Origin of the sequence: Amycolatopsis thermalba, from assembly GCF_003385215.1 — a bacterium.
Classification (GTDB): domain Bacteria; phylum Actinomycetota; class Actinomycetes; order Mycobacteriales; family Pseudonocardiaceae; genus Amycolatopsis_E; species Amycolatopsis_E thermalba.
In genome coordinates this window covers 1-13,613 of record NZ_PQHW01000149.1, presented here as the reverse complement: position 1 = coordinate 13,613, position 13,613 = coordinate 1, and the positions used below count along the sequence as shown (strand labels likewise).

General features: G+C 72.0%; 13 protein-coding genes. 4 read left to right on the top strand and 9 right to left on the bottom strand.

The features are described 5' to 3' along the window. Window positions 1-149: 149 nt before the first annotated feature. From D0D15_RS33475 to D0D15_RS33445, 7 genes are all read right to left on the bottom strand, one after another. Entirely contained in the window at window positions 150-830 is a 681-nt protein-coding gene (locus D0D15_RS33475; RefSeq protein ID WP_094004079.1) for an SRPBCC family protein, read from the bottom strand. Between the two features lie 413 nt (window positions 831-1,243). Continuing rightward, window positions 1,244-2,101 (bottom strand): FAD binding domain-containing protein, encoded by an 858-nt coding sequence (locus tag D0D15_RS33470; RefSeq protein WP_094004078.1) that lies wholly within the window; start codon window positions 2,099-2,101, stop codon window positions 1,244-1,246. After that, window positions 2,098-4,536, bottom strand: a complete 2,439-nt coding sequence (locus tag D0D15_RS33465) for a xanthine dehydrogenase family protein molybdopterin-binding subunit (RefSeq protein ID WP_094004077.1) — start codon at window positions 4,534-4,536, stop codon at window positions 2,098-2,100. Before D0D15_RS33465 ends, D0D15_RS33470 begins: the two co-directional genes overlap by 4 nt. Window position 4,537: 1 nt before the next feature. Continuing rightward, window positions 4,538-5,080 (bottom strand): (2Fe-2S)-binding protein, encoded by a 543-nt coding sequence (locus tag D0D15_RS33460; protein WP_094004076.1) that lies wholly within the window; start codon window positions 5,078-5,080, stop codon window positions 4,538-4,540. A 212-nt stretch (window positions 5,081-5,292) separates the two neighbouring features. Continuing rightward, window positions 5,293-6,405: an XdhC family protein gene (locus tag D0D15_RS33455; protein ID WP_115945027.1), complete on the bottom strand. Its 1,113-nt coding sequence runs from the start codon at window positions 6,403-6,405 to the stop codon at window positions 5,293-5,295. Then, window positions 6,398-7,507: a vWA domain-containing protein gene (locus tag D0D15_RS33450; RefSeq protein WP_094004074.1), complete on the bottom strand. Its 1,110-nt coding sequence runs from the start codon at window positions 7,505-7,507 to the stop codon at window positions 6,398-6,400. Before D0D15_RS33450 ends, D0D15_RS33455 begins: the two co-directional genes overlap by 8 nt. A 10-nt stretch (window positions 7,508-7,517) precedes the next feature. Then, window positions 7,518-9,008, bottom strand: coding sequence for an FAD-dependent monooxygenase (locus tag D0D15_RS33445; RefSeq protein WP_094004073.1), 1,491 nt, complete (start codon window positions 9,006-9,008; stop codon window positions 7,518-7,520). Window positions 9,009-9,071: 63 nt separating this feature from the next. Between D0D15_RS33445 and D0D15_RS33440 the strand changes: the two genes are divergently transcribed. The 3 genes from D0D15_RS33440 to D0D15_RS33430 all read left to right on the top strand — a co-directional run bounded on the left by D0D15_RS33440 (window position 9,072) and on the right by D0D15_RS33430 (window position 12,092). Then, complete coding sequence (locus D0D15_RS33440) at window positions 9,072-9,677, top strand: TetR/AcrR family transcriptional regulator (protein ID WP_094004072.1); 606 nt, start codon at window positions 9,072-9,074, stop codon at window positions 9,675-9,677. 92 nt (window positions 9,678-9,769) lie between these two features. After that, complete coding sequence (locus D0D15_RS33435) at window positions 9,770-10,393, top strand: class I SAM-dependent DNA methyltransferase (RefSeq protein WP_094004163.1); 624 nt, start codon at window positions 9,770-9,772, stop codon at window positions 10,391-10,393. 181 nt (window positions 10,394-10,574) lie between these two features. Then, window positions 10,575-12,092, top strand: a complete 1,518-nt coding sequence (locus D0D15_RS33430) for a 2-isopropylmalate synthase (protein ID WP_094004071.1) — start codon at window positions 10,575-10,577, stop codon at window positions 12,090-12,092. Here the strand turns inward: D0D15_RS33430 and D0D15_RS33425 are convergent. Beyond that, the gene (locus D0D15_RS33425) at window positions 12,089-12,958 is read right to left on the bottom strand and encodes an AAA family ATPase (RefSeq protein WP_094004070.1); all 870 of its coding nucleotides are present in this window, start codon (window positions 12,956-12,958) and stop codon (window positions 12,089-12,091) included. The two genes, D0D15_RS33430 and D0D15_RS33425, sit on opposite strands and share 4 nt — an antisense overlap. An 85-nt stretch (window positions 12,959-13,043) precedes the next feature. On the opposite strand from D0D15_RS33425, the gene D0D15_RS33420 reads away from it, so the two are divergent. Then, on the top strand, window positions 13,044-13,427 hold the full coding sequence (locus D0D15_RS33420; protein WP_094004069.1) for a tautomerase family protein: 384 nt from the start codon (window positions 13,044-13,046) through the stop codon (window positions 13,425-13,427). A 71-nt stretch (window positions 13,428-13,498) separates the two neighbouring features. Here D0D15_RS33420 and D0D15_RS33415 read toward each other — a convergent pair. Further along, on the bottom strand, window positions 13,499-13,613 hold a 115-nt coding region (locus tag D0D15_RS33415; protein ID WP_162830614.1), incomplete at its 5' end, for an integrase core domain-containing protein.

Here is a 13,613-nt window from a genome sequence, read left to right as displayed (position 1 = left end):
GGGGTGGGCAGTCATGCAGGGCGGGCAGGCGCGCCGAGCGTTCAGGTGTGCGTGCGGCCGCGTCTTGGGCTGCCTGGGGCGTGGACCGCCCCTGGTGTACCCGCGGGGCGCGCCGAGCGGGTGTGTGCCCGCTCGGCGCGGGCGGCGGGTCAGCGGCGGCGGATCAGCCGCACGATCGCCACGATGCCGACCACCGCGGCGACCCCGGCGAGCACTGGGGCCAGGCGTTTGGTGACGGAGCTGCCCGCGTACTCGAAGAGGTCGATCGCCTCGGCTTCTTGTGGCTGGGGCTTGACCGTTTCGAGCTTGGGCTTGTCCGGGGCCGGCTCGGTGGTCACCCCGGACTCGGCCGGCTTCTCCTCCGCCGCCGGGGTCGCGGGGGCCTCCGGCGTGCCGAGGCGGTCGGCCAGGTTGGCGGCGAACTGGTCCAGGATCTTGCCGCCGACCTCGGAGATCATGCCGCGGCCGAACTGCGCCGGGCGGCCGGTGACGTTCAGGTCCGTGGCCACGGTGCCCTTGGTGCCGCCGTTGTCCTCGGCCAGCGTCACCGTCACGGTCGCCGCCGCGGTGCCGGCGCCGCGGGAGTCCTTGCCGGAGGCCTTGATCACGATCTTGCGGGCCTGCTCGTCGGTCTCCACGAACTCGCCGGAGCCCTTGTACAGCAGGGAGATCGGCCCCAGCTTCACCTTGACCGTGCCGGTGAACGTCTCACCCTCGACCTTGGTCAGGGTCGCGCCCGGCATGCAGGGGGCAACGCGTTCCGGGTCGGTGACCGCCTTCCACACCTCTGCTGGCGGGGCCGGAACGGTGAATTCATGGTCGAGCCGCACGGGCCGACCTCCCTTCTCCAGAAAGCTGCAAGTCCCTCGGAGCCACCTTAGTGCCGGAACCGGCATGTCGGTGACTTCGAGGGACCCGCATCGGTGGCTATGGGCGCGGTGGGGGCTGTGCGCATGGTGGGTGGGTGTGCGCGGTGAGGGCTGTGGGCGCGGCGGCGGCTGCGCGCCCGGTGAGTGGGAATGAGCGCGTGAGGCCGTGCGCATGTTGGGCGGGTGTGCGCGGTGGGGGCTGCGGGCCCGGTGAGTGGGTGGGCGCGTGAGTGGCGGTGCGCATGGTGGTCGTGCGTGCGTCCGGCTGTGCGGGTGGGCGGTGGGTGACTACTCGCCGCGGCTGGGGGGCGTCCGCCTGGTGCGGTCGTGCGTGGGTGGCCACCCCGAGCTGCGGGGGTGGCCACCCACGCGGCTCAGACCGCGGCCAGCGCTGCCGAGACCGCTCGGCCCGTCAGGACCTTTGCCAGCTCCTGGCGGTACTCGACGTCCGCGTTGCCGTCCGCTGTGGGGCTCGTGCCCTCGGCGGCGTGGGCGGCCGCCGCGCGGATCGTCTCGTCCGACGCTGCCTGGCCGATCAGGGCCTGCTCCACCGCGGTGGCGCGCACCGGCACCGACGCCATGTTCGTCAGCGCCACCCGGGCCTCGGCGATCGTGTCGCCGTCCGTGCGGACCGTGGCCGCCACCGCGACCATCGACCACGCCTGGGCGACCCGGTTGAACTTCTCGTAGTGCGCCTTCCAGCCGGTGTGCTTCGGCACGCGGACCTCGACCAGGATCTCGCCCGGGTCCAGGACCGTGGTGAAGAAGTCCTGGAAGAACTCCGCCGCCGGCACGGTCCGCCTGCCGCTGCTGCTCGCGATCACCATCTCCGCGTCCATCGCCAGCGCGGGCGCCAGCAGGTCGCCCGCCGGGTCCGCGTGGGCGATCGAACCGCCGAACGTGCCCCGGTGCCGCACCTGCGGGTCGGCCACCGTGTCGGTCGCCCTGGCCAGCAGCGCGGCGTGCTCGGCGACCAGCTGGTCGCGCTGCACGTCGTAGTGCGTGGTCATGGCGCCGATGACGATCGCGTCGCCGTCGTCGCGGACGCCCCGCAGCTCGGTGATCTTGCCGAGGTCGATGAGCGTCGTCGGTGCGGCCAGCCGCATCCGCAGCACCGGCAGCAGGCTCTGCCCGCCAGCCAGGACCTTGGCGTCCTCACCGGCCGCGGCCAGTGCCTGCACCGCCTCGTCCACAGTGGACGGGGCGACGTAGTCGAAGGCAGCGGGGATCACTGCACACCTCCCGAAGCGTCGATGGAACCCAGTCCGCCGCCGGCCTCCGCGCCGACGCCACCGGCGTCGGTGCGGCCGCGGTGGATCGCCGACCACACCCGCATGGGCGAGCACGGCATCTCGATGTCGTTCACCCCGAAGTGCCGCACGGCGTCCACCACCGCGTTGACCACCGCCGGGGTGGAGGCGATCGTGCCGGCCTCGCCGACGCCCTTGACGCCCAGCGGGTTCGACGTCGCCGCCGTCTCCGTGCGGTCGGTGACGAACGAGGGCAGGTCGGCCGCCGAGGGCAGCAGGTAGTCGGCGAACGTGCCGGTGGTGAGCGTGCCGCTCTCGTCGAACACCGCCTCCTCGTAGAGGGCCTGCGCGATGCCCTGGGCGAGACCGCCGTGCACCTGCCCCTCCACGATCAGCGGGTTGACCACCTTGCCCACGTCGTCCACGCACACGTACGAGCGCAGCCGCACCCGCCCGGTCTCGGTGTCCACCTCGGCGGCGCACAGGTGCGTGCCGTGCGGGAACGAGAAGTTCTCCGGGTCGAACACGGCCTCGGAGTCCAGCGTGGGCTCCATGCCGTCGGGCAGGTTGTGCGCGGCGAACGTCGCGAACGCCACGTCCTGGATCGTCGTCGACGTGTCCGTGCCGCGGACGGTGAACTTGCCGCCCTCGAACTCCAGGTCGTCCGGCGAGCACTCCAGCAGGTGCGCGGCGATCGCGCGGGCCTTGTCGACGACCTTCTCGGCGGCCTTGACCACCGCGATGCCACCGACGGCCAGCGACCGCGACCCGTAGGTGTCCATGCCCTTGTGCGAGGACTGCGTGTCACCGTGGATGACCTCGATGTCCTCGAACGCGACGCCGAGCCGGTCGGCCACGATCTGGCTCCACGCCGTCTCGTGCCCCTGCCCGTGTGCGGACGCGCCGGTGACGACCTCGACCTTGCCCGTGGGCAGCATCCGGATGGCGGCGTGCTCCCAGCCGCCGGCGGCGTAGTCGAGCGACCCGAGCACCCGCGACGGCGCCAGGCCGCACATCTCGGTGAACGTCGAGATGCCGATGCCCAGCTGCACCGGATCCTGGCGCTCGCGGCGTTCCCGCTGCTCGCGGCGCAGGCCCTCGTAGTCGAACAGCTCCTTGGCGCGCTCGGTGGCGGCCTCGTAGTTGCCCGAGTCGTAGGTCAGCCCGCACACCGTGGTGAACGGGAACTCCTCGTGCTTGATCCAGTTCTTCTCGCGGAGCTCCAGCGGGTCCATGCCCAGCTCGGCGGCCAGCTCGTCCATCATCCGCTCGATCGCGAACGTGGCCTCCGGCCGTCCGGCGCCGCGGTAGGCGTCGGTGAGCGTGGTGTTGGTGAACACGTTCGTGCAGGCGAAGTGGTAGGCCGGGATCTTGTAGATCGCGTTGAACATGAACGCGCCCAGGATCGGCACACCCGGCCCGACCAGGCCGTTGTAGGCGCCCATGTCGGCCAGCAGCTCGACCTTGAGGCCGGTGACCGTGCCGTCGCGGTTCGCGCTGATGGTGATGTCCTGGATCTGGTCGCGCCCGTGGTGCGCGGTCTGCATGGTTTCCGAGCGGGTCTCGGTCCACTTGACCGGCTTGCCGAGCTTCTGCGCGATGAGGACCGCCATGGTCTCCTCGGGCAGTACGGCGATCTTGCCGCCGAACCCGCCGCCGACGTCCGGCGCGATGACCCGCAGCTTGTGCTCGGGGATGCCGAGCGTCAGCGCCGTCATCGTCTTGAGGATGTGCGGCACCTGGGTGGCCGACCACATGGTGATCTGGGCTCCGGTCGGGTCGACCACCACCGAGCGCGGCTCCATGAACGCCGGGACCAGCCGCTGCTGCCGGAAGCGGCGTTTGAGCACGACCTCACCGCCGGCCAGCGCCTCCTCGACGTTGCCGCCGGTGCCGGCCTCGGCCGAGTCGAAGACCCACGTCGCCTGCTTGTTGGTGCCCAGCTCCTCGTGGACCAGCGGCGCACCGTCGGCGAGCGCGTTCTCCAGGCCGAGGACCACGGGCAGTTCCTCGTAGTCCACGTCGATGGCCTCGAGCGCGTCGGCGGCCTCGGCCTTGCTGCGGGCCACGACCACCGCGACACCCTCACCGGCGAAGTTGACCTGGTCGGCGGCCAGCACGGGCCGTCGCGGCTGCTTCATGTCGGGGGTGATCGGCCACGCGCACGGCATGCCGATGGCGCTGTCCGGGTCGAGGTCGCGGGCCGTGTAGACGGCCACCACGCCCGGCATGTCCCGCGCCGCGGCCGTGTCGATGGAATTGATCCGGGCGTGGGCGAAGGGGCTGCGCAGGATCGCCACGTGCAGCATCCCGGGCAGCGTGATGTTGTCCGTCCAGCGGGTGCGGCCGGTGATGAGCCGCGCGTCCTCCTTGCGGGCGCGCGCCTTGCCGACCTCGGGCTCGATCGTCGACGTCATGTCACTCGCCCCCGCCCGCGAACGCGCTGGGCGCGCGGCTGACGTCGTCACCGGACACGCGCTCGGCCTCCGGGCCCGCGCCCGGGCTCATCCGCTGCGCGGCGTCGCGCACGGCCCGGACGATGTTCTGGTAACCCGTGCAGCGGCACAGGTTTCCTTCCAGCCCCTCGCGCACGGCGTGCTCGTCGGGGTTGGGGTTGTCGGCGAGCAGGTCGATCGACTGCATGATCATGCCCGGCGTGCAGAACCCGCACTGCAGGGCGTGGTTGTCGTGGAACGCTTCCTGCACGGGGTGGAGCTTGCCGTCGCGGGCCAGGCCCTCGATGGTCGTCACCTCGGCACCGTCGGCCTGCACGGCGAGGACCGAGCAGGACTTCACGCTGTGCCCGTTGAGGTGCACCGTGCAGGCACCGCAGTTGCTGGTGTCGCAGCCGACGACGGTGCCGACTTTCCCGAGCGTCTCCCTCAGGTAGTGAACGAGCAACGTGCGGGGTTCGACCTCGTCGGTGTAGCTGGTTCCGTCCACGTTGACGGTGATGCGCATGAGGCCTCCAGTGGTGGGAGCTGGGTGATCGGCTTCACACGCGAGCGTGCTACGTCCGTGCCGATCGGACAAGTCCTGGTTGGGTGACACTTCACCCCGGCTCCCGCACCTGCGCGGAAATCCCTGCTGTCCCACCGCAAACGCGGAACTGCCTCGTACGAACTGACCACCCGCACAGGTGCGAAAGGGCCAGTCGTGCACGTGCGAGAGGGTCAGCCGTGGATGCGCCCGGACAGTTCGGTGAGCCGTTTCCCGCCGCCGCCCCACCGCAACGCGATGATCTCCGCGGCGATCGACACCGCGGTCTCCTCCGGTGTGCGGGCCCCGAGGTCGAGTCCGATCGGGGAGGCCAATCGCGACAGTTCCTCCTCCGTCAACCCCGCCTCCCGCAAGCGGGTGAGGCGGTCCTCATGGGTGCGCCGCGACCCCATCGCCCCGATGTAGCCGACGTCCAGCCGCAACGCGACCTCCAGCAGCGGCACGTCGAACTTCGGGTCGTGGGTGAGCACCGCGATCACCGTCCGCCGGTCGATCCGGCCGGCCTCCGCCTCGGCCTTGAGGTAGCGGTGCGGCCAGTCCACGACCACGTCGTCGGCCTCCGGGAACCGCGACGCGGTGGCGAACACCGGACGCGCGTCGCACACCGTGACCTGGTAACCGAGGTAGGCGCCCATGCGTGCCATCGCCGCCGCGAAGTCGATCGCGCCGAACACCAGCATCCGCGGCTGCGGTTCGAAGGAGTTGACGAACACCGCCATGCCCTCGCCGCGCCGCTCGCCCTCCAGCCCGTAGTGCAGCGTTCCGGTGCGCCCGTTGGCGAGGAGGCCGCGCGCCTCCTCGGCGACCGCGTCGTCGATCCGGTCGGTACCGAGCGTGCCCGCGGTCCGGTCCGGCCACACGATCATGTGCCGCCCGCGCCGCTCCGGGTCCTCGTGCTCGATCACGGTGACGACGGCGACCGGCTCGCCCCGGTGCACCGAGTCCACGACGTCGCCCAGCTCGGGCAGGGTCTCCCGGTCGATCCGCTCGACGTAGATGTCGATGATCCCGCCGCAGGTCAGGCCGACCGCGAACGCGTCGTCATCGCTGACGCCGTAGCGCTGCAGCACCGGCTCGCGGTCGGCCACGACCTGCTGCGCCAGCTCGTACACCGCGCCCTCGACGCAGCCGCCGGACACGCTGCCGACGGCCGTGCCGTCCTCGGTGACCAGCATCGCCGCACCCGGCGCGCGGGGCGCCGAGGAGAACGTGGCCACCACGGTCCCGACGCCGACGGCCTCGCCCTCGCGCCAGCGCTTGTACAACTCGTCCAGTACGTCATGCATCGCGGATCTCCAGCAGCAGTCGTTCCAGGGTGGCCAGGCTGTGGCCGGCCAGCAAGCGGTCGACGTGCGGGAGCGCGGCCGCGATGCCGGACTGCACCGGAGCGTAGCCTTCGCGTCCCGCGTGCGGGTTCACCCAGAACACCGCGTGCGCCAGACGGCGCATCCGCGCCATCTGCTCGCCGAGCAGGCCGGGATCCCCGCGTTCCCAGCCGTCGGAGAACACCGTGACGACGGCGCGGCGCGCGAGCCCGCGCTGTCCCCAGCGGTCCAGGAAGATCCGCAGTGTCTCGCCCAGCCGCGTGCCGCCGGCGAAGTCGGGGACCGCGGTGCCGGCGGCGAGCATCGCGCGTTCCGGGTCGCGCTGCCGCAGCTGCCGGGACACCCTGGTCAGCCGGGTCCCGAGGGTGAACACCTCGACCGCGGCCGGCGCCCGGCGCACCACGACGTGCGCGAACCGCAGCAGCGAGTCGGCGTACGGGCTCATCGAGCCGGACACGTCGAGCAGCAGCACCACCCGCCGCGGCCGGTTCGACCGGTTCCGGTGCACGAGCCGCACCGGTTCCCCGCCGCCGGCCAGCATCGCGCGCAGCGTCCGCCCCGGGTCGAGCGAACCGCGGCGCGCCGGCCTGCTGCGCAGCGACTTCCGCATCGGCGGTTGCGGCCGCAGCACCGCCATCAGCTCCCGCAGGTGCTCCCGCTCGGCCTTGGACAGCTCGGCGAGATCGCGTTCGCGCAGCACCTCCGCGTCCGTCGCCGCGACGCGCAGCTCGTCGTCGTCCGACTCGGCCTCCCCCTGGCCCGCGGACTGGGACACCAGGGCCGCCATGCGGGACCGCTGCTCGCGGCGGACCGTGGCCGGCCGCGGTTCCGGTGGCGCGGCGGCGAACCACTGCGCGAACGCGTCGTCGTAGCGGATCAGGTCGTCCGGGTCCGAGCACAGTGTCAGCCGGCCCGCCCAGTACAGCTGGTCCGCCTCGCCGACGTCGAGCCGCTCGACCGCGTCGAGGTAGGCCTGCACCCGCTGCGGCCCGCACGCGACGCCGGCTTCGCGCAGCGCGGTGGCGAAGCCGACGAATCCCGCCAGCGGATCCCGGGTGCTCACCCGCCCATTGTTACGCGAAAATCCGATGCGAGGGGTCGCGCGTGCCGAACCAGGTCGCGAACGCCTTCGTCAAGCCGTCGGTGCCGCCGTCCTCGGACGCCCACGCGACGTGCCCGTCCGGCCTGATCAGGGCCTTGAGTTCGGGCTGCTGGACGCACTTGCCGGGCACCACGCGCACCCGGTCGTCGTCGATCCGCGCGCCGATCAGCACGGCCCGCCCGTCGTGGCAGTGGTCGGCCAGCCGGCTGCCGTCGCTGAACTCGAAGTCCGGCGCGCTGCGGCCGACGAGGTCGTGGTCGCCGTCGACCGGGTAGCGGTGCAGCACCCCGGACAGCTTCTTCGCCAGGTACGTCGACCCGTCGCCGCTGGTGAGCAGGTCGGTGAGCACCGAGCGCAGGGCCTTGGTGTGCGGATCCGGCCGCATCGCCGCGATCTGCGCCCGGGTCCACTCCAGCACCCATTCGCCGATCGGGTGCCGTTCGACGGTGTAGGTGTCGAGCAGCCCCTCCGGCGCGGTGCCGCGGATGGTCGCGGCGAGTTTCCAGCCGAGGTTGACCGCGTCGCCGATGCCGAGGTTGAGCCCCTGCCCGCCGAACGGCGAGTGCACGTGCGCCGCGTCCCCGGCGAGCAGCACCCGGCCCCGGCGGTAGGTGGTGGCCTGGCGGGCGTTGTCGGTGAACCGGGTCACCGACCGCAGCGCGGTGACGGTGACGTCCACTCCGGACACTCGCCGGATGCTGTCCTGCAGTTCCGCCGCCGTGACCGGCGTGGTGCGGTCGGCGGGCGGGCCGTCGAACTCGACGGTCAGGATCCGCCCGGGCAGCGGGCCGTGCGCGTAGACGCCGGTGTTCGTGCGGTGCCAGCCCAGCCCGAGCGCTTCGGCGCCGTCGAGGTCGGCCAGCGCCTGGCGTCCGGTGATCTCCGGATCGGTGCCCGGGAAGGCGAACCCGGCCAGCTTGCGCACCAGGCTGCGGCCGCCGTCGCAGCCCACCAGCCAGCCGGCGCGGACCCGGTCACCGCCGAGGAAGACGGTCACGCCGTCGTCGCCGGCGTCGAACCCGGTGACCTCGGCGCCGCGGCGCACGACCGCACCCAGCCCGGTCGCGTGCTCCTCCAGCACCTTCTCGACGGCCTGCTGGCCCACCAGGGTCAGGCGGGCCGCGGGTCCCGCGTCCCGGAACGCGGGATCGGTGAGGTCGACCAGGTCCGCGCCGACCATGATCCCGCCGAAGTGCCCGGCGAGCGGCGGCGGCGAGTTCCGCAGCGCCGCCCCGGCCCCCAGCGCCCGGAGCGCCCGGTCGCGCTCGTCCTCGAGCCGGTCCAGCAGGCCGCGCCGGTACAGCGCCTCGGCCGTCACGAGGTTGATCGCGCCGGCCTTGAGGGTCGGATCGATCTCGGTCCGGCGTTCCACGACCAGCACGTCCACCCCGCCGAGCCGCAGCTCGCACGCCAGCATCAGGCCGACCGGCCCGCCCCCGGAGATCACCACGTCGAAGTCCATGACGCCATGCTGCCGGAAAATCTTGTACTCGGTCAAATCTTTTATTCGGCATAGGATCAGCGCGTGGGACTGCGCGAGGAGAAGAAGCTGGCCACGCGACGGCGCATTTCGGACGTGGCCACCGGCCTGTTCGCCGTGCGGGGCTTCGACAACGTGACGGTGGCCGAGGTCGCCGAGGCGGCCGGGGTGTCGAAGATGACGGTGTTCAACTACTTCCCGCGGAAGGAGGACCTGTTCCTCGACCGGCACGCCGACCGGCTCCGCGACCTGGAGCGGGTGATCCGGGAGCGCCCCGCCGGCCAGGACGTGGTGACCGCGCTGCGGCGGTATCACCACGAGCTGGTGGCCCAGCGGCACCCGCTGGCCGGCACGCTGCCCGGCACGCCGGGGTTCCTGAAGATCCTCCACGCCAGCCCCGCTCTGGTCACCCGGACCTACGAGCAGTCCCGGGAGATCGCCGACCTGCTCGCCCGGCTGCTCGCCGAGGAGACCGGCGATCCACTGGAGGCGCGGCTGACGGCGAACCTGCTGGCCGCCACCATCGACTCGATCTTCGACCACGTGTGCCGGCGGTTGCTGGACGGCGACGATCCGGACGACGTGCACCGCGACCAGCCCGCGGTGATCGACCGCGCCTTCGATCTCGTGGAGCACGGACTGCGCCGCTGATTCTTCTTGCACGGCAACGATTTTCCCGGCGGCGCGTCGCACCGCCGGGCGCGGGCGGACCCGATACGGTCGCCCGCGTGACCTACCTCGACATGACTCGCGCGGCCTACGACACCGTCGCGATCGACTACGCGAAGACACTGGAGGACAACCTGGCGCAGAGCCCGATGGACCGGGCGATGCTGGGGGTCTTCGCCGAGCACGTGCTGGCCGACGGCGGACAGGTGGCCGACGTCGGCTGCGGGCCGGGCCGGATCACCATCCACCTGGACTCGCTGGGCGTGCCGGTGTTCGGGATCGACCTGTCGCCGGGGATGGTGGCCGAGGCGCGGCGCCGGTACCCGCACCTGCGGTTCGAGATCGGCGCGATGGCGGAGCTGGACCTGCCGGACGACAGCCTCGGCGGGCTGCTCGCCTGGTACTCGATCATCCACACGCCGCCGGAGCTGCTGCCGTCGGTGTTCGCCGAGTTCGCGCGGGTGCTGGTGCCGGGCGGGCACCTGCTGATGGCGTTCCAGGTCGGTGACGAGCGCAAGCGCGTGGAGCAGGCGTACGGGCACGCCGTGTCCGCCGACGCCTACCGCCTGCCGCCGGACCGCATCGCCGATCTGCTGGCACAGGCCGGGTTCAGCGTGACGGCGCGGACGGTTCGCGACCCCGCCCACGAACTGGAGTCGGTCCCGCAGGCCTACCTGCTCGCCCGGCTCAACGGCTGAGGGCCGCCCGGCGCGCGCTCCGTGGCCGGGGCGCGCGCCGGGCGAGTTGTGGTACTTTCCAGCCCGTGATCACCCGCGTTCTCCTTCTGCTTCACCGCCACGGCGGGGCCTGACCGGACCGGCTCCCCGCCGTGGGAGCTGTGTTGCGCCGGTCGCCCCGCGACCAGAAGGAAACGCGAACATGTACCGCTGGAATCCCCAGCGCCCCTCCCCCATGCCCTCCCACCGCTACCGCGACGTGTACTCCCGCGTGCCGGTCCCACTGTCCGAACGCGACTGGCCGGGCAACCGGCTGACCCAGGCACCGCTGTGGGTCCCGGTGGACCTGCGCGACGGCAACCAGGCACTGGCCGAACCGATGGACCCGGAACGCAAGCGGCGCTTCTTCCGGCTCATGGTCGAGATGGGGTACAAGGAGATCGAGGTCGGCTATCCGTCGGCCTCGCAGACCGACTACGACTTCGTCCGGCTCATCGCGGAAACCGGGCTCGCGCCGCAGGACGTCACGATCGTCGTGTTCACCCCGGCCCGGCGCGACCTCATCGAACGCACCGTCCAGTCGGTCGCCGGGATGCCGAACCCGGTGGTGATCCACATGTACGCCGCGACCGCGCCGGTCTGGCGCGAGGTCGTCCTGGGCCGCGACCGCGACGAGCTGACGGCGATGATCGTGGCCGGCGGCGCGGACATCCTCCGGCTGACCGGGGACCGGGAGGACGTCCGGTTCGAGTTCTCCCCGGAAGTCTTCAACCTGACCGAGCCGGACTACGTGCTCGACCTGTGCTCGGCGATGACCACGTTGTGGGAGGCGAGTCCCGACCGGCCGGTGATCCTCAACCTCCCCGCCACGGTCGAGGTCGCCACCCCGAACGTCTACGCGGACCAGATCGAGTACGTCCACCAGAACCTCGACCGCCGCGACTCGGTGATCCTGTCGGTGCACCCGCACAACGACCGCGGCACCGGGATCGCCTGCGCGGAACTGGCCCTGCTCGCCGGGGCCCAGCGCGTCGAGGGCTGCATCTTCGGCAACGGCGAGCGCACCGGCAACGTCGACATCGCCACGCTGGCGCTGAACCTGCACGCCCAGGGGATCGACCCGATGATCGACTTCTCGGACATCGACCGCGTCCGGCGGGAGGTCGAGCACTGCACGCGGATGCCGGTGCACGAGCGGCATCCCTACGTCGGCGACCTGGTGCACACCGCGTTCTCCGGCACGCACCAGGACGCGATCCGCAAGGGCTTCGCCGAGCACCGGGCACGCGCGGCGGCGACCGGCGTCCCCGCGGACGAACTCGAATGGCGCGTGCCGTACCTGCCGATCGATCCGGCTGATCTGGGCCGTACGTACGAGGCGGTCATCCGGGTCAATTCGCAGTCCGGCAAGGGCGGCATCGCCCACCTGCTGAGCAGCGAGTACGGGATCGAACTGCCGCGGCGGCTGCAGATCGACTTCGCCCGGCACGTCCAGCGGCACACCGACCGCACCGGCGCGGAGGTGACGGCCAAGGAGTTGTGGCAGCTGCTGCGGGAGGTCTACCTGGACTCGCCCGCGGTGACCGGCGAAGTGCTGGAGCACACGTCCTGCACCACGGACTCCGGTGAGGTGCTCACGTTCGTCGAGTACGCGACGCCGGACGGGCGCGGGTGGATCGGCGGGCGCGGCATCGCGGAGGCGCTCGCCCGGGTCGGCTAGGACAGCACCGTGTCGAGCTTGGCGCGGACGCGGTCGAGGTCCTCGGAGTACTTGAGCACCGCGCCGAGGGTCCGGGCCGCGGCCTCCGCGTCCAGCTCGCTGCGGTTGAGCGTCAGCAACGCCTGCGCCCAGTCCAGCGACTCGGCGATGCCCGGCGGCTTCAGCAGCTCCAGCTCACGCAGCCGGCGGACGGCCGCGGCCACCTGCGTCGCGAGCCGTTCGCCGACTCCGGGCAGCCGGCGGCGCAGGATGGCGACCTCGCGGGCCAGGTCGGGGTGCTCCAGCCAGTGGTACAGGCAGCGCCGTTTCAACGCGTCGTGCACCTCGCGGGTGCGGTTGGAGGTCAGCAGCACCAGCGGCGGCCGCGCGGCGCGGATCTCGCCGAACTCCGGGATCGTGACCGCGTTTTCGTCGAGCAGCTGCAGCAGGAACGCCTCGAACTCGTCGTCGGCGCGGTCGATCTCGTCGACCAGCAGCACGCACGGCGACTCCTTCAGCGCCCGCAGCAGCGGCCGGGCCAGCAGGAACCGCTCGGTGAACAGCGACTGCTCGGCGGCGTCGACGTCCAGGTGCTCGCTGCCGGCCTCCAGCGCGCGCAGGTGCAGCAGCTGGCGCGGGAAGTCCCATTCGTACAGCGCCTGTGCGGCGTCGATGCCCTCGTGGCACTGCAACCGCACGAGCGGCAGGCCGAGCGCCTCGGACAGCGACACGGCCAGCGAGGTCTTCCCCGTGCCGGGTTCGCCTTCGCAGAACAGCGGGCGCTGCATGCGCAACGCGAGGAACGCGGCGGTGGCGACGCCCTCGTCGGCGAGGTAGCCGACCCGGTCCAGCTCCGTCGCCAGCTCTTCGGGTGAGTTGACCTTCACGCCTCCACCCTAAGGGGTGCGCGCGTGGTTGACAGCCACTCCGGGCGAGATTATCTTTGCTTGCAAATCTACTTTGGGAGTTGAGATGCCACATCTGACCGTCCACGTCCTGGAGAGCGACCTCGCCGGGCGGGAGACCGAGTTGATCGAGGGCCTGACCGAGGCGATCGTCGCGGTGTACGGGGAATGGGCGCGGGAGATCGCGGTGGTGCGGCTGGCCGGGGTGCCCGCGAACCGGTGGGGCATCGGGGGCAAGCCGGCGGAGGCGCCGGCGCCGGCGGTGACCTTCGGGATCCGGGAGGCCGCCTTCGAGCGCCCGGACGCGGACGACCTCGTGGCGCGGCTGGTGGCCGGGGTGACGGACGCGATCGTGGCGGTGTTCGGGGAACGCGTGCGGCCGGGGGTGACGGTGGAGCTGGTGGGGACACCCGCGGGGCGGACCGGCGTCGGTGGGGTGGTGGCGGCTTAGGTAGTGGGGTTGGTGAGCGCTTTGCCGCGGGGCCGGGCCGGTGGCCGTCGGGGCCTAGGTGTATCCGGCCGTTAGGTTGGTAGCCGGCTGATGGGCGGTCGTCCTCCGAGTGCGCTGTGGCGGCGTTCAGTGTTGTAGTGCTCGATCCAGGCTGCAAGTGCTGCTGCTCGTGCCTCGTTGCTGGTG